Origin of the sequence: Frigidibacter oleivorans, assembly GCF_003993775.1 — a bacterium.
GTDB classification, from domain to species: Bacteria; Pseudomonadota; Alphaproteobacteria; order Rhodobacterales; family Rhodobacteraceae; genus Frigidibacter; species Frigidibacter oleivorans.
In genome coordinates this window covers 172910-196036 of record NZ_RJRZ01000001.1, presented here as the reverse complement: position 1 = coordinate 196036, position 23127 = coordinate 172910, and the positions used below count along the sequence as shown (strand labels likewise).

Annotated in this window: 26 protein-coding genes and 2 tRNA genes; 21 read left to right on the top strand and 7 right to left on the bottom strand. The window is 70.5% G+C overall.

Annotated elements, in window-relative coordinates; all coding sequences use genetic code 11:
• Positions 1 to 47 precede the first annotated feature (47 nt).
• A complete protein-coding gene (locus tag EEY80_RS01050; RefSeq protein WP_126974706.1) occupies positions 48 to 1382 on the bottom strand; it encodes an aspartate aminotransferase family protein in 1335 nt (444 codons plus the stop codon).
• A 124-nt stretch (positions 1383 to 1506) separates the two neighbouring features.
• A tRNA-Thr gene (locus EEY80_RS01045) sits at positions 1507 to 1581 on the bottom strand.
• A 116-nt stretch (positions 1582 to 1697) separates the two neighbouring features.
• Between EEY80_RS01045 and EEY80_RS01040 the strand changes: the two genes are divergently transcribed.
• The 14 genes from EEY80_RS01040 (at position 1698) to EEY80_RS00975 (ending at position 10644) form a co-directional block, all read left to right on the top strand.
• Positions 1698 to 2006, top strand: coding sequence for a hypothetical protein (locus EEY80_RS01040; protein WP_126974705.1), 309 nt, complete (start codon positions 1698 to 1700; stop codon positions 2004 to 2006).
• Between the two features lie 80 nt (positions 2007 to 2086).
• Positions 2087 to 3355 (top strand): UDP-N-acetylglucosamine 1-carboxyvinyltransferase, encoded by a 1269-nt coding sequence (gene murA, locus EEY80_RS01035; RefSeq protein ID WP_126974704.1) that lies wholly within the window; start codon positions 2087 to 2089, stop codon positions 3353 to 3355.
• Between the two features lie 90 nt (positions 3356 to 3445).
• A complete protein-coding gene (locus tag EEY80_RS01030) occupies positions 3446 to 3925 on the top strand; it encodes a DUF2948 family protein (RefSeq protein WP_126974703.1) in 480 nt (159 codons plus the stop codon).
• 99 nt (positions 3926 to 4024) lie between these two features.
• On the top strand, positions 4025 to 5338 hold the full coding sequence (gene hisD, locus EEY80_RS01025) for a histidinol dehydrogenase (protein WP_126974702.1): 1314 nt from the start codon (positions 4025 to 4027) through the stop codon (positions 5336 to 5338).
• Positions 5335 to 5814 carry a UPF0262 family protein gene (locus EEY80_RS01020; RefSeq protein WP_126974701.1) on the top strand — a complete coding sequence of 160 codons (480 nt, stop codon included), beginning with the start codon at positions 5335 to 5337 and terminating at the stop codon, positions 5812 to 5814. The genes hisD and EEY80_RS01020 overlap by 4 nt, the downstream gene beginning before the upstream one ends.
• Position 5815: 1 nt before the next feature.
• The gene (locus EEY80_RS01015) at positions 5816 to 6295 is read left to right on the top strand and encodes an arsenate-mycothiol transferase ArsC (protein WP_126974700.1); all 480 of its coding nucleotides are present in this window, start codon (positions 5816 to 5818) and stop codon (positions 6293 to 6295) included.
• 2 nt (positions 6296 to 6297) lie between these two features.
• The gene (locus EEY80_RS01010) at positions 6298 to 6711 is read left to right on the top strand and encodes a ketosteroid isomerase-related protein (protein WP_126974699.1); all 414 of its coding nucleotides are present in this window, start codon (positions 6298 to 6300) and stop codon (positions 6709 to 6711) included.
• Positions 6712 to 6713: 2 nt separating this feature from the next.
• Positions 6714 to 7295: a GNAT family N-acetyltransferase gene (locus tag EEY80_RS01005; protein ID WP_126975072.1), complete on the top strand. Its 582-nt coding sequence runs from the start codon at positions 6714 to 6716 to the stop codon at positions 7293 to 7295.
• 11 nt (positions 7296 to 7306) lie between these two features.
• Positions 7307 to 8212, top strand: a complete 906-nt coding sequence (locus EEY80_RS01000) for a carbon-nitrogen hydrolase family protein (RefSeq protein ID WP_126975071.1) — start codon at positions 7307 to 7309, stop codon at positions 8210 to 8212.
• A 73-nt stretch (positions 8213 to 8285) separates the two neighbouring features.
• A complete protein-coding gene (infA, locus tag EEY80_RS00995) occupies positions 8286 to 8504 on the top strand; it encodes a translation initiation factor IF-1 (RefSeq protein ID WP_126974698.1) in 219 nt (72 codons plus the stop codon).
• 7 nt (positions 8505 to 8511) lie between these two features.
• The gene (locus EEY80_RS00990; RefSeq protein WP_126974697.1) at positions 8512 to 9129 is read left to right on the top strand and encodes a Maf family protein; all 618 of its coding nucleotides are present in this window, start codon (positions 8512 to 8514) and stop codon (positions 9127 to 9129) included.
• The gene (locus EEY80_RS00985) at positions 9126 to 10175 is read left to right on the top strand and encodes a ribonuclease E/G (RefSeq protein ID WP_126974696.1); all 1050 of its coding nucleotides are present in this window, start codon (positions 9126 to 9128) and stop codon (positions 10173 to 10175) included. The genes EEY80_RS00990 and EEY80_RS00985 overlap by 4 nt, the downstream gene beginning before the upstream one ends.
• A gap of 33 nt (positions 10176 to 10208) precedes the next feature.
• Positions 10209 to 10403 (top strand): DNA gyrase inhibitor YacG, encoded by a 195-nt coding sequence (locus EEY80_RS00980; RefSeq protein ID WP_126974695.1) that lies wholly within the window; start codon positions 10209 to 10211, stop codon positions 10401 to 10403.
• A 165-nt stretch (positions 10404 to 10568) separates the two neighbouring features.
• Positions 10569 to 10644, top strand: a tRNA-Phe gene (locus EEY80_RS00975).
• A 97-nt stretch (positions 10645 to 10741) separates the two neighbouring features.
• Here the strand turns inward: EEY80_RS00975 and EEY80_RS00970 are convergent.
• The 5 genes from EEY80_RS00970 to EEY80_RS00950 form a co-directional block, all read right to left on the bottom strand.
• Positions 10742 to 11299: an SAM-dependent methyltransferase gene (locus EEY80_RS00970; protein ID WP_126974694.1), complete on the bottom strand. Its 558-nt coding sequence runs from the start codon at positions 11297 to 11299 to the stop codon at positions 10742 to 10744.
• Positions 11292 to 11999, bottom strand: coding sequence for a PIG-L deacetylase family protein (locus tag EEY80_RS00965; RefSeq protein ID WP_126974693.1), 708 nt, complete (start codon positions 11997 to 11999; stop codon positions 11292 to 11294). The genes EEY80_RS00970 and EEY80_RS00965 overlap by 8 nt, the downstream gene beginning before the upstream one ends.
• Positions 11996 to 13090: an acyl-CoA dehydrogenase family protein gene (locus tag EEY80_RS00960; protein ID WP_126974692.1), complete on the bottom strand. Its 1095-nt coding sequence runs from the start codon at positions 13088 to 13090 to the stop codon at positions 11996 to 11998. The genes EEY80_RS00965 and EEY80_RS00960 overlap by 4 nt, the downstream gene beginning before the upstream one ends.
• Positions 13080 to 14042, bottom strand: coding sequence for a glycosyltransferase (locus EEY80_RS00955; protein WP_164738093.1), 963 nt, complete (start codon positions 14040 to 14042; stop codon positions 13080 to 13082). Before EEY80_RS00955 ends, EEY80_RS00960 begins: the two co-directional genes overlap by 11 nt.
• A gap of 248 nt (positions 14043 to 14290) precedes the next feature.
• Entirely contained in the window at positions 14291 to 15067 is a 777-nt protein-coding gene (locus tag EEY80_RS00950; protein ID WP_126974690.1) for a DeoR/GlpR family DNA-binding transcription regulator, read from the bottom strand.
• A 241-nt stretch (positions 15068 to 15308) separates the two neighbouring features.
• Between EEY80_RS00950 and glpD the strand changes: the two genes are divergently transcribed.
• The 7 genes from glpD (at position 15309) to EEY80_RS00915 (ending at position 23062) form a co-directional block, all read left to right on the top strand.
• Positions 15309 to 16922 (top strand): glycerol-3-phosphate dehydrogenase, encoded by a 1614-nt coding sequence (glpD, locus tag EEY80_RS00945; RefSeq protein WP_126974689.1) that lies wholly within the window; start codon positions 15309 to 15311, stop codon positions 16920 to 16922.
• A 10-nt stretch (positions 16923 to 16932) separates the two neighbouring features.
• Positions 16933 to 18039, top strand: a complete 1107-nt coding sequence (locus EEY80_RS00940) for an ABC transporter ATP-binding protein (RefSeq protein ID WP_126974688.1) — start codon at positions 16933 to 16935, stop codon at positions 18037 to 18039.
• Complete coding sequence (locus EEY80_RS00935) at positions 18039 to 19118, top strand: ABC transporter ATP-binding protein (RefSeq protein WP_126974687.1); 1080 nt, start codon at positions 18039 to 18041, stop codon at positions 19116 to 19118. Before EEY80_RS00940 ends, EEY80_RS00935 begins: the two co-directional genes overlap by 1 nt.
• Positions 19118 to 19990, top strand: a complete 873-nt coding sequence (locus EEY80_RS00930; protein ID WP_126974686.1) for a carbohydrate ABC transporter permease — start codon at positions 19118 to 19120, stop codon at positions 19988 to 19990. Before EEY80_RS00935 ends, EEY80_RS00930 begins: the two co-directional genes overlap by 1 nt.
• Positions 19987 to 20793 (top strand): carbohydrate ABC transporter permease, encoded by an 807-nt coding sequence (locus EEY80_RS00925; protein WP_126974685.1) that lies wholly within the window; start codon positions 19987 to 19989, stop codon positions 20791 to 20793. Before EEY80_RS00930 ends, EEY80_RS00925 begins: the two co-directional genes overlap by 4 nt.
• Before the next feature lie 13 nt (positions 20794 to 20806).
• Positions 20807 to 21253: a DUF2160 domain-containing protein gene (locus EEY80_RS20340; protein WP_164738092.1), complete on the top strand. Its 447-nt coding sequence runs from the start codon at positions 20807 to 20809 to the stop codon at positions 21251 to 21253.
• Positions 21254 to 21334: 81 nt separating this feature from the next.
• Positions 21335 to 23062 (top strand): ABC transporter substrate-binding protein, encoded by a 1728-nt coding sequence (locus tag EEY80_RS00915; protein WP_126974684.1) that lies wholly within the window; start codon positions 21335 to 21337, stop codon positions 23060 to 23062.
• Positions 23063 to 23127 lie beyond the last annotated feature (65 nt).

Genomic DNA, 23127 nt, shown 5'->3' with positions numbered 1-23127 from the left:
CGCGGGGCGCGAAGGCAAGCCCGCCGCAGGGCGGACCCATCCCCCGGTCAGCGTGCCGCCGCGATCGCCTCGCCCATGATCCGCAGCCCTTCGTCGATCTCGGCCTCGGACACGGTCAGGGGCGGCGCGATGCGGAACACCGCCCCCATCGCCGGCAGCTTGACGATATTCATGCTCAGCCCCCGGGCCATCGCCTCGGCCCCGATGCGGTCGCCGATCTCCAGCCCCGGGGTCTTGCTGGCGCGGTCGCTGACGATGTCGAGCCCCAGCAGCAGCCCGCGCCCCCGCACGTCGCCCACGCAGTCGAACCGCTGCTTCAGCGCTTCGAGCCCCGCCCTCAGCCGCGCGCCCATCTGCAGCGCCCGCTGCGCCAGCCCCTCGCGCTCGACCACGTCCAGAACCGTCAGGCCCACCGCGGCGGGCAGCGGGTCCGACACATGGGTGGTCAGGAAGATATAGCCGCGGCGATGCGCCTCTTCCTCGATCTCGCGGCTGGTCAGCACCGCCGACAGCGGCAGGCCCGCGCCCAGCGTCTTCGACAGGGTCAGGATGTCGGGCGTCACCCCGTCGCGCTGGAAGGCGAACATCTGGCCGGTGCGGGCGATACCGGTTTGCGCCTCGTCGAGGATCAGCAGCATGCCGCGCTCCTCGCATTTGCGCTTCAGCGCGGCCAGATAGCCCTCGGGCAGGTCGATGATCCCGCCGGAGGAGAGGATCGGTTCGGCGATGAAGGCGGCGAGGCTGCCGGTGGACTGGCTGTCGACCATGGCGAAGGCGTCGTCGAGTTCGGTCTGCCAGTCCAGGCTGCCATCGGCATGGGTGAAGCGGGGGCGATAGGCGTTCGGTGCCGGAATGGCGAAGGAGCCGACGGCGGCCGGCCCGGCGCCCCGGCGCGCGGCGCTGTAGGTCGCGGCGGCGGCGGCGCCGGTCATCCCGTGCCAGCTGCGCGAGAAGGCCACGATCTCGTGCCGGCCGGTGACCACCTTCGCCAGCCGGATCGCCGCCTCGTTCGACTCGCCGCCGGTGGACAGCAGCAGCACCTTCTCCAGCCCCGGCACCATCGAGCCGAGCCGCTGCGACAGGTCCACCACCGGGCGGGACAGCATGCCGCTGAACAGATGGTCGAGCCGGCCGATCTGGTCGCGCACCGTCTGCACGATGGCCGGATGCGCATGGCCCAGCACCGCGCTCATCTGCCCCGAGGTGAAGTCGAGGATCGCCTGCCCGGCAGAATCGAAGACATAGCTGCCCTCGGCCCGCTCGATCACCCGCCGCTCGAACTGCGGCCCGTAGCGCAGGACATGGCGGTCGGCAGCGGCCCAGAAGGCGGCATCGAGATCGGCCGGGGCGGCGGCGGGAAGGGGGGCTGCGGCGGGGGTCATGGGCACCTCGTATGGCGAATGCCCCAGCCTAGGCGCCGGGGTGCCCGGCACCCAAGCGAAACCGACGCCGCGCGGCGGGAAAGCGGCAATGGCGCGGGGAAAATGGGCGGGTGAAGGTTCAGGATGGTGCTGCAGGAGAGGATTGAACTCTCGACCTCACCCTTACCAAGGGTGTGCTCTACCACTGAGCTACTGCAGCGCCGGGGCCGTTTGCGGGGGGCCGCAGGGCCGGTGTGGGCGCGGATTTAGACGCAAACCCGGCAGGGCGCAAGCGCAATCTGGACGCCCCGCGGCGGGCGCGCTAGGAAGGCCGCGATGGACCGCGATCCCCGCCGCACGATGCCCGCCGGGCCTGCCGATGGACGCGCGACCGGCCCTGCCGGTGCGGGCGGGGCCGCGGCGCGCGCCGCCCGGCTGAAGGCCGCGCTGAAGGCGAATATCGGCCGGCGCAAGGCGCAGGCGCGGGCGCGCGCGGCCGATGAAGCGGAGCCGGATGCCGGCGAAGACAGGGGCCCCGATGCCGGCGAGGATGCGGGCTGCGACGCAGACCGCGACGCCGGCGGCGCCGGGGCGGACCGGAACGGCGGGCCGGCGGGTGGGGTTGCGTCCGGGCGGGACGGCTGATCTTTCGCCCGAGGCGGCGGGCCGGGGCGACGATCCGGCCCCTTGAGGCCGGGCATAACGACAACAAACGAGGTGGGCAGATGGATTCGATCAGGGTCTTGGGCGGACGGGAACTCAACGGGCGGATTCCGATCGCCGGGGCGAAGAATGCCTGCCTGACGCTGATGCCGGCGACGATCCTGACGGACGAGCCGCTGACGCTGACCAACGCGCCGCGGCTGTCGGACATCCGCACGATGACCAAGCTCCTGCAGTCGCTCGGCGCCGAGGCGGCGAGCCTGCAGGGCGGGCAGGTGCTGGCGCTGTCGAGCCACGACCTGAACAACCTGCACGCGGATTACGAAATCGTCCGCAAGATGCGCGCCTCGATCCTGGTGCTGGGGCCGATGCTGGCGCGGCACGGACGGGCCGAGGTCTCGCTGCCCGGCGGCTGTGCCATCGGCGCGCGGCCGGTGGACCTGCACCTGAAGGCGCTGGAGGCGATGGGCGCGACGCTCGACCTGCGCGACGGCTATGTGCATGCCAAGGCGCCGTCGGGCGGGCTGAAGGGGGCGGTGATCGACTTCCCCTTCGTCTCGGTCGGGGCGACGGAGAACGCGCTGCTGGCGGCGACGCTGGCCAAGGGCACCACCGTCCTGAACAACGCCGCGCGCGAGCCGGAAATCGTCGATCTGGCGCAATGCCTGCGGCGGATGGGCGCGCATATCGAGGGCGAGGGCACCTCGACCCTCACCATCGAGGGCGTGGACCGGCTGGGGGGCGCCACCCATCCGGTGGTCGTGGACCGGATCGAACTGGGCACCTACATGCTGGCCCCGGCGATCACCGGCGGCACGGTCGAATGCCTGGGCGGGCGGCTGGATCTGGTGGGCGCCTTCGCCGAACGGCTGGACGCGGCGGGGATCGCGGTCGAGACGACGGACGAGGGCCTGAAGGTCAGCCGCCGCAACGGACGGGTCAACGCGGTCAATGTGACGACCCAGCCCTTCCCGGGCTTCCCCACCGACCTGCAGGCGCAGATCATGGCGCTGCTCTGCACCGCCGACGGCATTTCGGTGCTGGAGGAGAAGATCTTCGAGAACCGCTTCATGCACGCGCCGGAACTGATGCGCATGGGCGCCAGGATCGAGGTGCATGGCGGCACCGCCACGGTCACGGGCGTCCCGCGGCTGCGCGGCGCGCCGGTGATGGCCACCGACCTGCGCGCCAGCGTCAGCCTGATCCTCGCCGCCCTCGCCGCCGAGGGCGAGACGGTGGTCAGCCGGGTCTATCACCTCGACCGCGGCTATGAGCGGGTGGAGGAAAAGCTGAGCGGTTGCGGCGCGGTGATCGAACGTATCGCCGGCTGAACCCGCCGCCGCCCCCGGCTTGACCTTGCCGCCCCCGGCTTGACCTTGCCGCCGCAGGCGCCATCCTGCCCTGCGACAGAGGAGACGCATATGCCCCAGGATGCACGCTATGAGGACGGCGACGAACGGCCGCTGGCGCTGGCCGCCATCGGCCCCGACGATCTGCCGGTGATCTCGGCGCTGGTGCAGGATGCGGTGCTGTCGGGGGCGGACATCCGCTGGGACCGGTCGGCGCGGCGGCTGGCGCTGCTGCTGGGGCGGTTCCGCTGGGAAGACCGAGAGGCGGCGGAACGCGCGGGCCGCCCCTATGAACGGGTGCGCAGCCTGCTGGTGATCGGCGATGTGTTGCGCGTGTCGTCGCAGGGGATCGACAAGGGCGATGCCGATCTGGTGCTGTCGCTCTTGTCGCTCGACTGGCAGCCGGGCGAGGACGGGACCGGGCGGCTGGTCCTGTGGTTCGCGGGGGACGGCGCGCTGGCGGCCGACGTGGAATGCCTCGATGTCAGCCTGCGCGACGTGACCCGCCCCTATTCGGCGCCCTCGCGCCGGCAGCCGCGCCATCCCGACTGACAGGCGCTGCCGGACGACGCGGCAAGACGGCGCGGCACGACGGGCGCTTGAGCCGCGCGCGGGGCTTCGCTAGACGGGGCTGGACGCAAGAGGTACCCGATGCCCCAGTTCCTGACCACCGCCGATGCGGGTTTCGACGCCGCCTTCGCTGCGCTTCTGACCATGAAGCGCGAGGATGCGCCCGATGTGGATGCGGCGGTGGCGGACATCATCGCCGACGTGCGCCACCGGGGCGACGCGGCGCTGATCGAACTGACCGCGCGGTTCGACCGGCTGGACCTGACGCCCGACCGGCTGGCCTTCACCGAGGCCGAGATCGCGGCGGAATGCGCGAAGGTCCCGGCCGAGGATCGGGAGGCGCTGGAACTGGCGGCGGAGCGTATCCGCGCTTATCACGACCGGCAGATGCCCGAGGATGCGATGTGGCAGGACGCGGCGGGGGCGAGCCTCGGCTGGCGCTGGACCCCGGTCGCGGCGGCGGGGCTGTATGTGCCCGGCGGGCTCGCCTCCTACCCGTCGTCGGTGCTGATGAACGCGATCCCGGCGCGGGTGGCGGGGGTGGAGCATCTGGTGATCGCCTGCCCGACCCCGGGCGGGGTGGTCAATCCGCTGGTGCTCATGGCCGCGCGTCTGGCGGGGGTGGACCGGGTCTACCGGATCGGCGGCGCGCAGGCGATCGCGGCGCTTGCCTATGGCACCGAAACCGTGGCGCCGGTGGACAAGATCACCGGGCCGGGCAACGCCTATGTCGCGGCGGCCAAGCGGCGGGTCTTCGGCCGGGTCGGCATCGACATGATCGCGGGTCCGTCGGAAATCCTCGTGATCGCGGATCGCGACAACGACCCCGACTGGATCGCGCTCGACCTGCTCAGCCAGGCGGAACATGACGAAAGCGCGCAGTCGATCCTGGTCACCGATGATGCGGGCTTCGGGCAGGCGGTGGCGGCGGCGGTCGAGCGGCGGCTGCAGACGCTGGAACGGCGTGCCATCGCCGCGGCCAGCTGGCGCGACTTCGGCGCGGTGATCGTCACCCGCGATCTGGCCGAGGCGGCGGCCCTGTCGGACCGGGTGGCGCCCGAGCATCTGGAACTGTGCGTGGCCGATCCCGAGGCGCTGGCGGGCCGGATCCGCCATGCGGGGGCGATCTTCCTCGGAAGCTGGACGCCCGAGGCGATCGGTGATTACGTGGGCGGGCCGAACCATGTGCTGCCCACGGCAAGGTCGGCACGGTTTTCGAGCGGGTTGTCGGTCATGGATTTCCTCAAGCGCACGACGCTGGCGAAGATGACACCTTCGGCGCTGGCCGCCATCGGCCCCGCGGCCGAACGGCTGGCCACCTCCGAAAGCCTGCAAGCCCACGGGCTGAGCGTGCGGGCGCGGCTGGACCGGCTGAACCGCGAGGCCGCGGAATGACCCGCATCGCCCGGATCGAGATCGACGACGCGGGCCTGCCGCCGCCCACGCCGGAGATCGAGCAGGAACGGCGCGTCGCCGTCTTCGACCTGCTGGAGGACAACAGCTTCCGCCTGCCGGGACGCGGTGACCAGCCGGCGCCGCCGGGGCCCTTCGTGCTGGCGCTCGCGATGCGCGAGGGGCGGCTCGTCTTCGATACGGCGACCGAGGATGGCGAGAAGCTGGCCGAGTTCCAGCTGTCGATGGGGCCGTTCCGGCAGGCGGTGAAGGACTATTTCCAGATCTGCGCCAGCTATTTCGACGCGGTGAAGCGGCTTCCGCCCAGCCAGATCGAGGCGATCGACATGGCCCGGCGCGGCATTCACAACGAAGGCGCGCGCATCCTGATCGAGCGGCTGGAGGGCAAGGCCGAGTTCGACATCGACACGGCGCGGCGCCTGTTCACCCTGATCTGCGTGCTCAACAGCGGGACCTGACGTGGACGGGAAGCTGCCCAGTTCCATCCTGTTCTGCTGCGATCACAACGCTGTCCGCTCGCCGATGGCCGAGGGGCTGATGAAGCAGATGTTCGGCGATCAGGTCTATGTGCAGTCGGTGGGCGTGAAGAACGACCTCGAGGTTGATGGCTTCGCTGTCGCCGTCTGCGCCGAGATCGGCGTGCGGCTGGAACGCCACCGCGCCCGGTCCTTCGAGGAGATGGAGCATCTGGGGTCCGAACTGTCGGGCTTCGACCTTGTGGTGGCGATGTCGCCCGCCAGCCAGCGGCGGGCGCTGGACATGACGCGGTTCTACCATCTCGATGTCGAATACTGGCCGGTGATGGACCCGACGGGCCTGGCCGAGGATCGCGAGGGCAAGCTCGCCGCCTATCGCCAGACCCGCGACCAGATCCGCGACCGCATTCTCGACCGGTTCGGCCCGCCCTCGGCGGCCCCCGCCAAGCTGCAAAGGATCTGACCATGACGACCCCGACCAGGGCGCTGATCGAGCGCTATTACGCCGCCTTCAACGCGGGCGATGCGCAGGGCATGCTCGACTGCCTCGCCGACGATGTCGCCCATCACGTCAACGAAGGCGGGGTCCGGCAGGGCAAGGCGCTGTTCGCGGAATTCTGCGGCCATATGGGCGTCAGCTATCGCGAGCGGCTGGAGGATATCGTGATCCTGGTCAGCGAGGATGGCAGCCGCGCCGCGGCGGAATTCACCGTCCATGGCGAATACCTGCAGACCGATCCGGGCCTGCCCGAGGCGCGGGGGCAGCGCTATGTCCTGCCGGCGGGCACGTTCTTTGCCATTCGCGATGGCCGCATCACCCGCGTCACCACCTATTACAACCTCGCCGACTGGGTGCGGCAGGTGTCGGAGGCCGCGTGACGATCCGCGTCGCGCCGCTGACCGGGCCGGCGCTGCAGGCCGCGCTGGACGATGTGGCGCGGCTGCGGATCGCGGTGTTCCGCGACTGGCCCTATCTCTACGATGGCGACCTCGATTACGAGCGGCGCTATCTCGAGGGCTACCACAACTCGCCCGGGGCGGTCGTGGTGGGCGCCTTCGACGGGGACCGGCTGGTGGGTGCGGCGACAGGCACACCGATGGAGGATCATGCCGCGGAATTCGGCGCGGCCTTCGCGGGGCAGGGGGTGGATCTGTCCGCCATATTCTACTGCGCGGAGTCGGTGCTGCTGCCCGACTATCGCGGGCGGGGGATCGGGCACGCCTTCTTCGACAAGCGCGAGGCCCATGCCCGCGCGCTCGGCCGGACCCAAGCGGCCTTCTGCGCGGTGATGCGGCCCGAGGATCATCCGGCCCGGCCCCCCGGCTATCGCCCGCTCGACGCCTTCTGGCGGGGGCGGGGCTATGCGCCGCTGCCCGGCGTGGTGGCCCGCTTCGGCTGGAAGGATCTGGGCGAGGCGGCGGAATCGGACAAGCCGCTGCAATTCTGGATGCGCGCGCTGTGACCGGCCGGCGCATCACCGTGGCGGCCGCGGCCTATCCGCTGGACTGGCTGGAGGACTGGGCGGCCTACGAGGCGAAGATTACCCGCTGGGTGTCCGACGCGGCAGGGCAGGGCGCGCAGCTGCTGGTCTTTCCCGAATACGGCGCGATGGAACTGGCGAGCCTCGGCGGCCCCGCCGTCGCCGCCGATCTGGAGGCGGCCCTGCACGAGGTCGCCCGCCATGGCCCGGCGGTCGAGGCGCTGCATGCAGATCTTGCCACGCGCCACCGGCTGCATGTGCTGGCGGCCTCTGCCCCCTGTTTCGTAAAGGGGGCGGCCCGCCCGGTCAACCGCGCCGTCCTGTACGGCCCCGGGGGCCGGATCGGCCATCAGGACAAGCTGATGATGACCCGGTTCGAGCGCGAGGACTGGAACGTGACCGCGGGGCGCGACCTGACGTTGTTCGACACCGATCTCGGCCGGATCGGCGTGGTGATCTGCTATGACAGCGAGTTTCCGCTGCTGTCGCGGCGGCTCTGCACGGCGGGGGCGGACCTGCTGCTGGTGCCCTCCTGCACCGATACGCTGGCGGGCTTCACCCGCGTCCGGGTGGGCAGCATGGCGCGGGCGCTGGAAAACCAGTGCGCGGTGGTGCAGGCGCCGACCGTCGGCCCCGCGCCCTGGTGCCCGGCGGTGGACGAGAATGTGGGCCGGGCCGCGATCTATGGCCCCCCCGATCGCGGCTGGCCCGAGACCGGCATCCTTGCCGAGGGTGCGCTCGACCGGCCCGGCTGGGTGCTGGCCACGGTCGATCTGCAGGCGGTGGAGCGCAGCCGCGCCGACGGCGCCGTCCTGCCCTTCGCGCATTGGCCCGAACAGCAGGCGCCGCTCGACCGGCCGCTGCGGCATGCGGGGAAACGCCCGCCGGAACCGCATTAAGCCTTGAAATGTTGCCCCGGTAAGCGCATTTAAGCGGCGCCCCCGCTCCGGGGGTATTTTCAGTGGAGTGACCATGGCCAAGGAAGAACTGCTCGAATTCCCCGGCGTCGTGAAGGAACTCCTGCCGAATGCGACGTTCAGGGTCGAGCTGGACAATGGCCATGAGATCATCGCGCATACGGCGGGAAAGATGCGGAAGAACCGCATCCGGGTTCTGGCGGGCGACCGGGTGCAGGTCGAGATGACCCCCTACGATCTGACCAAGGGGCGGATCAATTACCGCTTCAAGTGAGGCCGCGATGGCCGATGGCCTGACGGCAGGCGACGCCTGCCCGGCGCGGCCGCGGCTGGTGCTGGGATCGGCCAGCCCGCGCCGGCGCGAACTGCTGGCGCAGATCGGGCTGGTTCCCGATGCGGTCCTGTCTCCCGATATCGACGAAGACCCGCTGCCCCGCGAACTGCCCCGCCCCTATTGCGCCCGTGTCGCCCGCGACAAGGCGCTGGCGCTGCAGGCCGGGCCGGATGACATCGTGCTCTGCGCCGACACCACGGTGGCCCTGGGCCGGCGGATCATGGGCAAGCCCCGGGACGCGGGCGAGGCGGCGAGCTTCCTGCTGGCCATGTCGGGCCGGCGGCACCGGGTGCTGACCGCCGTGGCGGTGCGGCGGGGCGCGCGGCTGTGGGAACGGCTGGTCGAGACGGTGGTGCAGATGAAACGCCTGTCGGATGACGAGCTGAACGCCTATCTGGCCAGCGGCGACTGGCAGGGCAAGGCCGGCGCCTATGGCATCCAGGGTCCGGCGGGTGCCTTCCTGCCATGGATCCAGGGCAGCTATTCCGCGGTGATGGGCCTGCCCGTTGCCGAAACGGCGCAGCTGCTGGCGGCGGCGGGCTATCCGGTCTGGAGGCAGGCATGAAGGGCCGCGTCGTCGCAATGGGCGCATGGCGCGGGCGCGAGGCCGCGGCGCTGATCGTCGATGGCCAGCTGGAGGATCTGCTGGTCGCCCCGGCGGACGAGGCCGCGCCCGGCCCCGGCGCGATCTTTCGCGGCGTGCTCGACCGGCCGGTGAAGGGGCAGGGCGGCGTCTTTCTGCGGCTGGGCGAGGGCCTGACGGGCTTTCTGCGCGACACGTCCGGGCTTGCCCCCGGCCAGCGCGTCATCGTCCAGGTCGCGGGCCATGCCGAACCGGGCAAGGCGCTGCCGGTGACGCTGCGGGTGCTGTTCAAGTCGCGCCTCGCCATCGTCACGCCGGGCGCGCCGGGGCTGAACGTCTCGCGCCGCATCCGCGACCCCGAAGAGCGGGCGCGGCTCGATGCGCTGGCGCAGCTGGCGATGGAGGGCAGCGCGGCCGGGCTGATCCTGCGCTCTGCCGCCGAAGGCGCCGAGTCGGGCGAGGTGCTGGAAGACATCGCCGCGATGCGCGACCTGTCCGAGGCGGTGATGGCCGATCTCGACGGCGGGCCGGAACTGCTGGTCGATGCCGCCACCCCGCACGAGGTGGCCTGGCGCGACTGGGCGGACCCGCCCCCCGACGAACTGGCCGAGGGCGAGGGCGCCTTTGCCGCGCATGAGGTCGAGGACCGGATCGAGGCGCTGCTGGACCCGGTGGTGAGCCTTCCGGGCGGCGGGTCGATGGTGATCGAGCCGACGCGGGCGCTGGTGGCCGTCGACGTGAACACCGGCCGCGATACCTCGCCCGCCGCCGCGCTGAAGGCCAATATCGCCGCCGCCCGCGACCTGCCGCGCCAGTTGCGGCTGCGGGGCCTGGGCGGGCAGATCGTCATCGACTTCGCGCCGATGCCGAAGAAGGACCGCGCCGTGCTCGAACAGCAGCTGCGCGTGGCGGTAAAGGCCTGCGGGATCGAGACCAGCCTCGCGGGCTGGACGCCGCTGGGCCTGTACGAATTGCAGCGCAAGCGCGAGCGGCTGCCGCTGGCCGAGGCGGTGCGCGGGACCGAGTGATGCGGAGGACCGAGTGATGCGGAGGAGTGCGCCATGACCTGCCCGATCTGCGGCAAGACCACCGTCGCCGCCTATCGCCCCTTCTGTTCCCGCCGCTGCGCCGATATCGACCTCGGCCGCTGGCTGACGGGCGGCTACGTGATCCCCGGCGACGCGGGCGAGGACGAGGAGACCCCGTCCCCCGGTGGCCGCGACCCCGGTGACGACCCCGGCGGCCGCAGGCACTGACGGGCCGCCCGCGCCGGCGGTCCGCGCCGGTGGTCTGGGCACCGGCGGCGACCGCCGGCCCGCCGGGCGGCGACCCGCCGGAAAACTGTCACAACCCTCTGGACAGCCCCCGCGCCATCCCCTAATACCGCGCCACCAAGGCGGAAACGTCCACCGTGGCACGGTGCCCAGATAGCTCAGTTGGTAGAGCAGCGGATTGAAAATCCGCGTGTCGCTGGTTCGATTCCGGCTCTGGGCACCACTTAAATCCCTCCGGCAAATCGGTTGAGCATGTCCCGGCGGCGCTTGGCATCGCCCTGTCCGCAGATCCCCCGCGACGCACTGCATCACCGTCCGGGTCACACCGTCAGCAGGTCCAGGTCGAAGCCCGTCTCGCACCGGTGCCGCGTCTGGCGGGGGGCGAGCCCGGCGGCCAGCAGCCGCGCCGCTTCGGGGCCGCGCAGCGCCTCGCCCGTCTCGCCCGTCCAGGACACGATGGCGACGCGCCCGCCGGGCGGCATCCGGTCGCGCAGCCAGGCCGCCAGGTCGGCGATCTCGTCCGGGCGCAGGTAGTACAGCACCTCGGACAGCACCACGAGGTCGGGCCGGATGTCCGGCAGATCGGCCGGCGCCTGCCCGCACAGGACCTGCGCCCCCGGTGCGGCGGCGCGGGCCAGATCGGCGGCCGCCGCCACGCAGTCGATGGCGACGAGCCGGTCGCACAGGGGCAGCAGCCGCGCCGTCAGCGTGCCGTTGCCGCAACCGACCTCCAGCCCCTGTGCCACGCGGGCCGGCCCGATCAGGTCCAGGGTGGCGGCGTATTTGCGCTGCTCATAGTCGCTCGACCGGTGGTGCCAGGGATCGTCGGACCCCTGATACAGCGCCGAGAGATGGGCGAGGGTGCGCGGATCAGGCAAGGTAGATCTCCGGCTCTGTCAGGAAATGCGCCTGATGTCCGGCGCTCATCACGAAGCCCTCGGGATCGTCGGCGATCAGCGGCGTCATCTGGCTGCGGTGGCAGGCCAGCGCCGCGGCCTTGCGCGCCAGCGCCCCCGGCGTGGCGGACAGGCGCAGAAGCCGGCCCGCCGGTTGCGGCAGCGTCTCGGGGAAGCGTCCCCAGACGGGATAGGACAGCAGCCGCAGATCACCCCGCGCCGCGTACATCCGCTCCACCGCCATCGCCGCGCGCCGATGGTCGACATGCGGATCGCCCCGCCAGGTCGTCAGCACCAGCGCCCCCCGCGGGCATAGCGGGTCGAGGTCACGTGCCAGGCCGGCCGGGTCCTCCGGCAGGCCGCAATCGTCATGCCCCAGCCAGTGCCGCCGCGCATTCGGCGACAGAAGGTCCACTGCCGCCTCGAACTCTGCCCGGCGCAGCGCCGCCAGCGCGGCCGGGGGGTGGCTCTGCGAATTGGGATGCGAGCGATTGCCGGTGGTGACGCAGATGATGCGGGTGGGCAGGTCCCGGCAGGCGGCCTCATGGATCAGCGCGCCGCAGCCCAGCGTCTCGTCATCGGGATGGGGGGCCACGACCACCAACGCCGGCGCGTCGGCCAGCAGCGCGGGTGCGGGCACGGGCGCCACCGCGCGGGCGAGGTCGAGCAGCGCCCCGATCATGGATCGAGCCGCCAGCGCATCCGCCGCGCCGGGTCGCCCTGGATCCGCGCCATCGCGTCCAGCGCCAGCCCGTCGGGATTGGCCTGCCGCAGGTAGAACAGAAGATCGCGCCGGATGCGTTCGGCCGGATGCGCACGGGCAAAGGAGGCGGCCCCCGCCGCCTCGTCGAACAGCCGCAGCACCTCCATCGCCGCGCGCGCCACCGTCAGCCGGGCGAGGATCGCCGCCTCTGCCGCGCTGGCCCCGGCATCGGCGCGTTCGACCTCGCCCGCCGCCGAGAGCAGCCACAGACGCGCTGTTTCGCAGGCGCAGACCATCTGCCGCAGCCGGTCGGCCTGCAGCGGCGCCTCCTGCTGGCCGCGCCGGGACAACTGGTCCGCAGCAAGGGCCGTCAGCCGCCGCATCGCCCCCATCTGCACCGCCGCATATCGCCAGACCCCGCCTTGGAAATGCGGCTCGATGAAATAGGCATCGGGTCCGCCGAGGGGTTCCAGCGCATCGAGGGCCAGACCGTCGAGATCGGCGCGGCCCGATGCGGTGGCGCACATGCCGCCCGTCTGCCATTCCTCCGGGTGCAGGCGCCCGGCCATCGCCGGGCGGCGCAGCGCCAGCAGCCGGATCGCGCCCGCCCCGTCGCGTGCCGTGACGATCGCCGTATCGACGGTGTCCGCGCCGCTGGCGAACAGCTTCGCCCCCCGCAGGACGCCGCCGTCGATCCGGACCGGGTCCGGCCCGTCGGCGCCCCAGACCCCCAGCAGGGCGCCCTGGCCGGCCTCGCGCTGCAGCGCTTCGCTGCCATGCAGCACGGCCAGTTTTACCGCGTTGACATGGCCCTCGAACAGCCTGCCGGCAGACAGGCTGCTGCCGCCGACCGCCGCCAGCGCCTCGACCAGATCCTCGGCGCAGTGCGGCTGATGGGCAAGGCCGAGGCCGCCGAACTGCGCCGGGGCCGCCGCCGCCAGCAGGCTCGAGCCGCGCAGCGCCGCCACCAGATCGGGACCGGAGGGGCCGTCCCCGGCATCCGGCAGGCCGGCGATCCATCGGCAGGCCTCGTCGACCCGGTGGCGCAGGGCGCAGGCGTCAGGCGACATGGGCGACCGGGTCAGGCAACGGACCCGCGACAAGGCCCTCGTCCCCGAGATCGGCCAGAAGGGCCCGCAGCCGGGGCAGTTCGGCGCGAAGCTCGCTGATCCGCATCCGGGGGCCGCAGGGCAGGGCGCGGCTGGGGAAGGGCAGGGCGGGCGGGCGGCAGGCCTGCTGCCACAGCACGCGCAGCACATCGACGCGGATCAGGCCCTGGTCGACCCAGGGGTCGGGGTCGGTCCGCCGCGCCCGCAGGCAGGCGGCCATTCCGTCCTCCGCCCGCCCGATCAGCCGGCCGGACACCCGCACCCGCGCATCGACATAGCGGATGCGGGCGCCGGCGCGTTCCGCCGCCGCGACCAGCGCCCGGTCCTCGCTCGACGGCAACCGGGGCGGGCCGCCGATCGCCGCCAAGGTTCCGGTCCGGATGGCGATGCAGGCGCCGGATTCGATGTAATGCGGCCGGGCATCCGCCGGTTGCCGCCCCGCCATCACGTCGATGCGGTGCCGCAGGTCGTGCAGAAGCTCGCTGTATTCGGTTTCCTCGGCGGTGGCGAACAGCCCGGCGCCGCGGAACCAGCTTCGCCCGCAGGCAACATCCGCGGTGGCAAGCGCTGCCGCCATCCGCGCCACCGCCGCCGGATGCATCTGCCCGTCGGCATCGGTGGTCAGCACGCCCAGCGTCGGGTGCCGGGCGCGGGCAAGATCGATGGCGATGGCCCGCGCCATGCCGGCGCTGCCCGGTTCGACCGTTCCGGTCCAGACCTCGACGACATGCCCGGGCGAGGGAAGGAACCGGCGCGCCCGGGCGGCGGTGTCATCCGAACAGTTGTTGGCGAAGACCACGGTCGTCACCGGCAGGCCGGCCGCGACCACAGCGCGGTCGAGCGCGGCGAGGCAGGCGCCGATCAGGCGGGATTCGTTCCGGGCCGGAAGGGCGACTGTCAGTGTCGGCCGCATTCTGGCGGCCAGTCGGGGGGCTGGTCGGGAACCGGGCTCGGGGCGGTCGGGGCGAGGGTGGGGAAGACGGGTGACGAAACTCAATTCCATGCCTCGCGCGCCCGCCGCCGCGGGAAATGCCTGTGGGGACATGCGAATGGCAGGTCCGAGGGGGAAACCCGCAGGCGTCGATCCGGGTTCCCGTCCGCGCGAAGGTCGGCCTTCGCAGCCGGCGCGGCGGCGTGCGGCGGATCAGGCTTGCGGGGATGTCAGGCCGGTCCGGGCGGTTCCGCCACCACCACACGGGTGCCCCAGCCCTCGCAGGCACTGGCCAGCGGCGCGGGCAGGGGGCGGTCGATGAATACCGTGTCGATCTGCGCCAGCGAGGCGATGCGCGCCGGGGCGGACCGGCCCAGCTTCGACGCGTCGGTGACGAGGAAGGCCCGCCGCGCCTGGCCAAGGATCGCCTGGCTGACGCGGACCTCGGCCAGATCGAAATCCAGCAGGTCGCCCTCGAGGTCCAGAACCGAGGTGCCGATCACCGCGAAATCCACCTTGAACTGCTCGAAGAAGCGGGTGGTCAGCTCGCCCACCAGCCCGCCATCCGACCGGCGCAGCGCCCCGCCGGCCACCATGATCTCGCAGCCCGGATTGGCGAGAAGGATGTTCGCCACGTTCATGTTGTTGGTCACGACGGTGATGTTGCGGTGATGCAGCAATTCCCGCGCCACCGCCTCGGTCGTGGTGCCGAGGTTCAGGATCAGCGACGAGTTGTCGGGGATCGCGGCCGCGCAGGCCCGGGCGATGGCGGCCTTGCCGGCCTCGTTCATCCGGCGGCGCTGTTCATAGCCGATATTCGCCACGCCGGTCCGCGCGACCGCGCCGCCATGTACCCGGTCCAGCAGCCCCGCCTCGGCCAGATCGCCCAGATCGCGCCGGATCGTCTGCAGCGTCACGTCGAACCGCTGGGCCAGATCCTCGACCAGCACACGGCCTTCGGCCCGCGCGATATCCAGAATGTTGTTCTGCCGGATGTTCAGCGCCATTCGTGTTCTCGCCCCGCCCCGCCGTTCTTCACTGCCGCGCCTTCGCTGCATCCGCATTGCCGCGGTTGCATTCGTTTTTGCGCGGTTTCGCAGCAATCCTCTGCCAAACTCCCGCACCGGCACCTGTGGCCGCGCGCTGAGGTTCGTTTTGTCATGAAACGCGCGAAAACGAAAGATCGCAGTTGACGCGCCGCAGGCCGCCGTGCAGGACTGACGGGGCGGGGAGGGCCGCGAAAGGAATATGGACGTGGCGCAGGAGGAACGGCCCGACGTGGCCGATATCTTCATCATCGGCGGCGGGATCAACGGCTGCGGCATCGCGCGCGACGCATCGGGGCGCGGGCTGTCGGTCGTGCTGGCCGAACAGGGCGATCTGGCGCAGGCCACCTCCTCTGCCTCGACCAAGCTGTTCCACGGCGGGCTGCGCTATCTGGAGTTCTTCGAGTTCCGGCTGGTGCGCGAGGCGCTGGAAGAGCGCGAAACCCTGCTGGTGGCGATGCCCCATATCTCGTGGCCGATGCGCTTCGTATTGCCCTGGGACCCGGCGATGCGCTTCGACAGCGAAACGCCGACCTCGCGGCTGCTGGCCAGGGTGATGCCCTGGATGAAGGGGCGCCGCCCGGCATGGCTGATCCGGCTGGGGCTGTTTCTCTACGACACGCTGGGGGGGCGGCACATCCTGCCCGCGACCCGCACGCTGGACCTTGCCAGCGACCCGGCGGGGCGACCGCTGAAACCCGGCTTCCGCAAGGCGTGGGAATATTCCGATTGCTGGGTGGAGGATTCGCGGCTGGTGGTGCTGAACGCCCGCGATGCCGAGGCACGGGGCGCGCGCATCCTGACCCGCCGCCGCGTCGTCAGCGCGACCCGCGTGGGCGACCTGTGGGAGGTGGTGACCGAGGATGCCGGTGTGCGCCCGGGCGACGCGCCCGGCGCGCGGCAGGTGTACCGGGCACGGGCGCTGGTCAATGCCGCCGGTCCCTGGGTGGGCGACGTCATCCGTCAGGTGGCGCGGATCAACACGGCCGAACGGGTGCGGCTGGTGCGGGGCAGCCATATCGTCACCCGCAGGCTTTATGACCATGACCGCTGCTATTTCTTCCAAGGCCAGGACGGGCGGATCATCTTCGCCATCCCCTACGAGGGCGATTTCACCCTGATCGGCACCACCGACAAGGACCATACCGGCACGCCGAGCCAGGCCGAATGCACGCCCGAGGAACGCGACTACCTGCTGGCCTTCGCCTCGCGCTATTTCGCGAAGGCGGTGACCGCCGATGACGTGGTCTGGACCTATTCCGGGGTGCGCCCGCTTTATGACGACGGGGCGCGGTCTGCCACGCAGGCGACGCGGGACTATGTGCTGCGGCTCGACAGCGCGGGGCCGCCGCTTCTGAACGTGTTCGGCGGCAAGATCACCACCTATCGCCGGCTGGCGGAAAGCGCGCTGGCGCAGCTGGCGCCGTTTTTCCCCGGCCGGTCGGGCGCCTGGACGGCGCGGGTGCCGCTGCCGGGCGGGGATTTCCCGCATGACGGCTTCGACGCGCTGGTGGCGCGGCTGGCCGCGGTGCATCCCTGGCTCGCCCCGGCGCAGGCGCGGCGGCTGGCGCGGGCCTATGGCACCGATGCGCTTACTCTGCTGGAGGGCGCGACCGGGCCGGAGGATCTGGGCCTCGATTTCGGCGCCGGCCTGACCGAGGCGGAAACGCGCTGGCTGGTCGCGCGCGAATATGCCCGCACCGCCGAGGACATCGTCTGGCGGCGCAGCAAGCTGGGCCTGCGGATGACGCCGGCCGAGATCGCGGCGCTCGACGATCATCTGGCGCGGCTGCCGGCCGGGCAGGCCGCGGAATGAGGGGGCGCGGATGACGCTGGAACTGCGGGAGGTGACGCGCAGCGTGGGCGGCAAGGTCCACATCCATCCGACCAGCCTCGTGCTGCAGCGGGGCACGATGAACGTGCTGCTGGGGCCGACGCTGTCGGGCAAGACCACGCTGATGCGGCTGATGGCGGGGCTCGACGCGCCGACGCGCGGGCGGCTGGTCTGGGACGGACGGGACGTGACCGGGATGCGGGTGCAGGACCGGGGCGTGGCCATGGTCTATCAGCAGTTCATCAACTACCCCGGCCTGACGGTCTACGAGAACATCGCCTCGCCGCTGCGGATCCTGCGCCGCCCGGCGGACGAGATCGACCGTCGCGTGCGCGAGACGGCGGAACTGATGCGCCTTTCGCCGCTGCTCGACCGCCGGCCGCTGGAACTGTCGGGCGGCCAGCAGCAGCGCTGCGCGCTGGCCCGGGCGCTGGTCAAGGGGGCGGGGCTGGTGATGCTGGACGAACCGCTCGCCAATCTCGACTACAAGCTGCGCGAGGAGTTGCGGATCGAGATCCCGCGCATCTTCGAGGCATCGGGCGCGATCTTCGTCTATGCCACCACCGAGCCGGAAGAGGCGCTGCTTCTGGGCGGCAATACCGCGACCTTGTGGGAGGGCCGGGTCACGCAGTTCGGCCCCACCCCCCGCGTCTATCGCCAGCCCGCCGACATGGTCAGCGCCCGGGTGTTCAGCGATCCGCCGATGAACTTCGTGCCCTGCGTCAAGGAGGGCGGGCGGCTGAGCTTCGGCGCGGGGCAGGGGACGGCGACGGCCGCCACCGGCGCGGCGGCGGGGCTGGCGGACGGGCGCTATGTCGCGGGCTTTCGCGCCAATCACCTGGAGCTTCGCCGCCACGCCGCCGCGGCGATGGAATTCGGCTGCCGGCTGGCGGTGACCGAGATCACCGGGTCCGAAACCTTCCTGCATGTCGATCACGGGCCGGACCGCTGGGTGGGGCTGGTGCACGGGGTGCATGACCTGGCGCCGGGCAGCGCGGTCGGCGTCTGGCTCGACCCCGCGCATGTCTACCTGTTCCACCCGGACGGGCGGCTGGCCGCCCCGGCGCCCTATGCCCAAGACGCGGAAAGGGCGGCCTGATGGCACGGATCACGCTCGACGACCTCGCGCACAGCTACCTGCCGGCCCCTGCGGGCGAGGCCGACTATGCGCTGAAGCGGATGACCCATGTCTGGGAAGATGGCGGCGCCTATGCGCTGCTGGGCTCTTCGGGCTGCGGCAAGACCACGCTTCTCAACATCATCTCGGGACTGTTGCATCCCTCGGAGGGGCGGGTGCTGTTCGGCGACCGCGACGTGACCGGCGCGCCCACGGCCGAGCGCAACATCGCGCAGGTCTTCCAGTTCCCGGTGGTCTACGACACGATGACGGTGCGCGAAAACCTCGCCTTCCCGCTGCGCAACCGCGGCCGCGACGCGGCCTATGTCGCGGACCGGGTGCAGTCCATCGCCCGGATGATCGGGATGGAAACGGCGCTGAACCGCAAGGCCAAGGGCCTGACCGCCGATGCCAAGCAGAAGATCAGCCTCGGCCGCGGCATGGTGCGCGAGGATGTCAACGCGATCCTCTTCGACGAGCCGCTGACGGTGATCGACCCGCATATGAAATGGGAGCTGCGCACCCAGCTGAAGACGCTGCACCGCCAGTTCGGGCACACGATGATCTACGTCACCCATGACCAGACCGAGGCGCTGACCTTCGCCGACAAGGTCGTGGTGATGTACGATGGCCGGGTGGTGCAGACCGGCACGCCCGAGGACCTGTTCGAACGGCCGGCCCACACCTTCGTCGGCTACTTCATCGGCTCGCCGGGGATGAACCTGTTCGACGCCCGGATCGAGGGCGACCGCGCCCGCCTGCCGGGCGGCGAGGTGGAACTGGCCGGGCATTACGACGCGGCCGGGGCCGGCCGCACCCGCATCGGCATCCGGCCGGAATATGCGGTGCTGACCGCCGGGCAGGGCCTGCCGGTGACGATCCGCCGGGTCGAGGATGTGGGCCGGCACCGGCTGGTGCGGGCCGAGACGGCGGGCCAGCCCGTCGACATCGTCGTGCCCGAAGGCATGCCGATCGGCGCGGAACTGACTCATGTCGCCTTCCCGCCGGACCGGATCAGCGTCTACGCCGATGACTGGCGGATCGAGGGGAGGGCCGCCTGATGGAAAAGACCGTGAACAACCGCGCATGGCTGCTGGTGCTGCCGGTGCTGGCGGTCGTGGCGTTCTCGGCGGTGATCCCGCTGATGACGGTGGTCAACTATTCGCTGAACGACACGTTCGGCAACAACCAGTTCTTCTGGGCCGGGCTCGAATGGTTCGAGGAGATGGTGACCTCCGACCGGCTGCACGATGCGCTGGGCCGGCAGATCCTGTTTTCGGCCATCATCCTCGCCATCGAGGTGCCTCTGGGCATCCTGATCGCGCTCAACATGCCCAAGCGCGGCTTCTGGGCCAGCCTCTGCCTGGTGCTGATGGCGCTGCCGCTGCTGATCCCCTTCAACGTGGTGGGCACGATCTGGCAAATCTTCGGCCGCGTGGACATCGGGCTGCTGGGCCATACGCTCGCGGCGCTGGGGATCGACTACAACTACACCAACGATCCGCTCGACGCCTGGATCACCGTGATCGTGATGGATGTCTGGCACTGGACCAGCCTCGTGGCGCTGCTGGCCTATGCCGGGCTGCAATCCATCCCCGAGGCCTATTACCAGGCGGCCCGGATCGACCAGGCCAGCCGCTGGGCCGTCTTCCGCTACATCGAGCTGCCCAAGATGAAGGGCGTGCTGCTGATCGCGGTGCTGCTGCGCTTCATGGACAGTTTCATGATCTATACCGAACCCTTCGTGGTGACGGGGGGCGGGCCCGGCAACTCCACCACCTTCCTGTCGATCGACCTCGTGAAGATGGCGATCGGGCAGTTCGACCTCGGGCCGGCCGCCGCCTTCTCGATCATGTATTTCCTAGTGATCCTGCTGGTGTCCTGGGTCTTCTACACGGTCATGACCAATCTCGACCGGGAGTCCGGCGCATGACCCGCCCGAAATCCTCTGCCATCGTGATGACGCTCTACCTGCTGTTCCTGCTGGTGCCGATCTACTGGCTGCTGAACATGAGCCTGAAGACCAATGCCGAGATCACCTCGAGCTTCACGCTGTGGCCCCGCGACCTGACGCTGCGCAACTATGCCGTGATCCTGACCGATCCCAGCTGGTACATGGGCTATGTCAACTCGATCATCTATGTGGTGATGAACACGGTGATCTCGATCACCGTCGCGCTACCGGCCGCCTATGCCTTCAGCCGCTACAGCTTCGTCGGCGACAAGCACCTGTTCTTCTGGCTGCTGACGAACCGCATGGCGCCGCCCGCCGTCTTCGCGCTGCCCTTCTTCCAGCTCTATTCCTCGGTGGGGCTGTTCGACACGCATATCGCCGTGGCGCTGGCGCATTGCCTGTTCAACGTGCCGCTCGCGGTCTGGATCCTCGAAGGCTTCATGCGCGGCGTCCCGCGCGCCATCGACGAGACCGCCTATATCGACGGCTATTCCTTCCCCCGCTTCTTCCTGCGGATCTTCATGCCGCTGATCGCCAGCGGCATCGGCGTCGCCGCCTTCTTCTGCTTCATGTTCTCCTGGGTGGAACTGCTGCTGAGCCGCACCCTGACCTCGGTCAATGCCAAGCCGATCGCCGCGACGATGACGCGCACCGTCTCGGCCTCGGGGATGGACTGGGGGGTGCTGGCCGCGGCCGGGATCCTGACGATCATCCCCGGCGCGCTGGTGATCTATTTCGTGCGCAACTACATCGCCAAGGGCTTCGCCCTCGGCCGGGTGTGAGGAGGCTGACCGAATGTCCGGCACCGAAGCGTCCGCCCCCGCCGCCCGCACCGCCGCCGGCCCCCGCGGCAGATGGGGACTGATCGCGCTGGCCACCGGCCTGATCCTGCTGGCGATCCTTGCCGCGATCTTCGCGGCTGCCCCGCGCCGCGACGGCGCGATCGACTGGTTCGCGCCGATGATCGCCTCGGGCTGGATGGCCTGGACGCTGCCCGGGGCGCTGTTCTTCTACGTGATCGGGGCGCTGCTCGTCATCTTCACGCTGCTGGCGATCCGCTTGCCGGAAACGCCCCGCATCGGGATCCTGCGGATCGAGACGACGCGCGGCGACCGGCTGTTCATCTCGCTGCTCGGCTCGGCCTTCATCTGCCTTGCCTGGCTGTTCTTCGCGGGCTCGCCGCTCTGGTGGGCGCTCGCGCTGTGCCTCGTCTATGCCGCGGCAGTGTTCCGCTGGGTCTAGACGAAACGACAAGGAACCGACCCGCGGGAGGAGGCCGCGGGCCGGTGACGAAACGACAACGCTGTATAAGGGAGGAGAACCATGAGACTTCGCACCACAGCCACGGCAATGGCCGCGGCACTGATGGCCACCGGGCTGAGCCCGGCCTGGGCCGACATGGAGGCCGCGCGCGCCTTCCTCGATGCGGAAATCGGCGACCTGTCGTCGCTGACCCGCGAAGAGCAGGAAGCCGAGATGCAGTGGTTCATCGACGCGGCCGCGCCCCATGCGGGAATGGAAATCAAGGTCGTGTCGGAAACGATCACGACGCATGAATACGAATCCAAGGTGCTCGCGCCCGCCTTTACCGCGATCACCGGCATCACGGTCACGCATGACCTGATCGGCGAGGGCGACGTCGTCGAGAAGCTGCAGACCCAGATGCAGACCGGCGAGAACATCTACGACGCCTATATCAACGACTCCGACCTGATCGGCACCCACTGGCGCTATCAGCAGGCCCGAAACCTGACCGACTGGATGGCGGGCGACGGCGCGGCGGTGACCAACCCGAACCTCGACCTCGAGGATTTCGTGGGCCTGCAATTCGTCACCGGACCGGACGGAAAGGTCTATCAGCTGCCGGACCAGCAGTTCGCGAACCTCTACTGGTTTCGCTACGACTGGTTCAGCGACGCCAAGACGCAGGAGGATTTCAAGGCCAAGTACGGCTACGACCTCGGCGTGCCGCTGAACTGGACGGCCTATGAGGACATCGCCGAATTCTTCACCGGCCGCGACATGTCCTATGTCGGGGGTCCGGCGACGGGCGTCTATGGCAGCATGGACTACGGCAAGAAGGACCCCTCGCTCGGCTGGCGCTATACCGATGCCTGGATGTCGATGGCCGGCATGGGCGACGTGGGCGAACCGAACGGCCTGCCGGTCGACGAATGGGGCATCCGGGTGGACGAGAACAGCCGTCCGGTCGGGTCCTGCGTGGCGCGCGGCGGGGCGACCAACGACGCGGCGGCCGTCTATGCGGTGACCAAGGCGATCGAGTGGCTGCAGAAATACACGCCGCCCGAAGCGCAGGGCATGACCTTCGGCGAGGCGGGTCCCGTCCCGGCGCAGGGCAACATCGCCCAGCAGATGTTCTGGTACACCGCCTTCACCGCCGACATGGTCAAGCCCGGCCTGCCGGTGATGAACGAGGACGGCACGCCGAAATGGCGGATGGCGCCCTCGCCGCACGGGGCCTACTGGCAGGACGGCATGAAGGTCGGCTATCAGGACGCCGGAGCCTGGACGCTGATGGAATCGACGCCGGTGGAGCGGGCGCAGGCCGCATGGCTCTATGCGCAGTTCGTCACCTCGAAGACCGTCGACGTGAAGAAAAGCCATGTCGGCCTGACCTTCATCCGGGAATCGACGATCCAGCACGACAGCTTCACCGAACGGGCGCCGGAACTGGGCGGTCTGGTGGAATTCTACCGCTCGCCCGCGCGGGTGCAGTGGTCGCCCACCGGCACCAACATCCCCGACTATCCGAAGCTGGCGCAGCTGTGGTGGCAGAACATCGGCGACGCCATGTCCGGCGCCAAGACCCCGCAAGAGGCCCTCGACGCCCTGTGCGAAGAGCAGGAGCGGGTGCTGGAACGGCTGGAACGCGCCGGGGTGCAGGGCGACATCGGGCCGAAGCTGAACGAGCCGCAGGATCCGCATGTCTGGCTCGACGCGCCGGGTGCCCCGGTGGCCAAGCTCGACAACGAGGAGCCGGCGGGCGAGACGGTCAATTACGACGAGCTGATCGCCTCCTGGCGGAACTGACGCGCCAGCGGCGCGGCAGCGAAGGATGAACGGGGTGCGGCGGGGCCTGTGCGGTCCCGCCGCCT

Bases quoted from the DNA above. Each gene is read 5' to 3' on its own strand.
- EEY80_RS01050 (WP_126974706.1), bottom strand. From the start codon at position 1,382: ATGACCCCCGCCGCAGCCCCCCTTCCCGCCGCCGCCCCGGCCGATCTC.
- EEY80_RS01040 (WP_126974705.1), top strand. From the start codon at position 1,698: ATGGACCGCGATCCCCGCCGCACGATGCCCGCCGGGCCTGCCGATGGA.
- murA (WP_126974704.1), top strand. From the start codon at position 2,087: ATGGATTCGATCAGGGTCTTGGGCGGACGGGAACTCAACGGGCGGATT.
- EEY80_RS01030 (WP_126974703.1), top strand. From the start codon at position 3,446: ATGCCCCAGGATGCACGCTATGAGGACGGCGACGAACGGCCGCTGGCG.
- hisD (WP_126974702.1), top strand. From the start codon at position 4,025: ATGCCCCAGTTCCTGACCACCGCCGATGCGGGTTTCGACGCCGCCTTC.
- EEY80_RS01020 (WP_126974701.1), top strand. From the start codon at position 5,335: ATGACCCGCATCGCCCGGATCGAGATCGACGACGCGGGCCTGCCGCCG.
- EEY80_RS01010 (WP_126974699.1), top strand. From the start codon at position 6,298: ATGACGACCCCGACCAGGGCGCTGATCGAGCGCTATTACGCCGCCTTC.
- infA (WP_126974698.1), top strand. From the start codon at position 8,286: ATGGCCAAGGAAGAACTGCTCGAATTCCCCGGCGTCGTGAAGGAACTC.
- EEY80_RS00990 (WP_126974697.1), top strand. From the start codon at position 8,512: ATGGCCGATGGCCTGACGGCAGGCGACGCCTGCCCGGCGCGGCCGCGG.
- EEY80_RS00985 (WP_126974696.1), top strand. From the start codon at position 9,126: ATGAAGGGCCGCGTCGTCGCAATGGGCGCATGGCGCGGGCGCGAGGCC.
- EEY80_RS00980 (WP_126974695.1), top strand. From the start codon at position 10,209: ATGACCTGCCCGATCTGCGGCAAGACCACCGTCGCCGCCTATCGCCCC.
- EEY80_RS00965 (WP_126974693.1), bottom strand. From the start codon at position 11,999: ATGATCGGGGCGCTGCTCGACCTCGCCCGCGCGGTGGCGCCCGTGCCC.
- EEY80_RS00960 (WP_126974692.1), bottom strand. From the start codon at position 13,090: ATGTCGCCTGACGCCTGCGCCCTGCGCCACCGGGTCGACGAGGCCTGC.
- EEY80_RS00955 (WP_164738093.1), bottom strand. From the start codon at position 14,042: ATGCGGCCGACACTGACAGTCGCCCTTCCGGCCCGGAACGAATCCCGC.
- EEY80_RS00950 (WP_126974690.1), bottom strand. From the start codon at position 15,067: ATGGCGCTGAACATCCGGCAGAACAACATTCTGGATATCGCGCGGGCC.
- glpD (WP_126974689.1), top strand. From the start codon at position 15,309: ATGGACGTGGCGCAGGAGGAACGGCCCGACGTGGCCGATATCTTCATC.
- EEY80_RS00940 (WP_126974688.1), top strand. From the start codon at position 16,933: ATGACGCTGGAACTGCGGGAGGTGACGCGCAGCGTGGGCGGCAAGGTC.
- EEY80_RS00935 (WP_126974687.1), top strand. From the start codon at position 18,039: ATGGCACGGATCACGCTCGACGACCTCGCGCACAGCTACCTGCCGGCC.
- EEY80_RS00930 (WP_126974686.1), top strand. From the start codon at position 19,118: ATGGAAAAGACCGTGAACAACCGCGCATGGCTGCTGGTGCTGCCGGTG.
- EEY80_RS00925 (WP_126974685.1), top strand. From the start codon at position 19,987: ATGACCCGCCCGAAATCCTCTGCCATCGTGATGACGCTCTACCTGCTG.
- EEY80_RS20340 (WP_164738092.1), top strand. From the start codon at position 20,807: ATGTCCGGCACCGAAGCGTCCGCCCCCGCCGCCCGCACCGCCGCCGGC.
- EEY80_RS00915 (WP_126974684.1), top strand. From the start codon at position 21,335: ATGAGACTTCGCACCACAGCCACGGCAATGGCCGCGGCACTGATGGCC.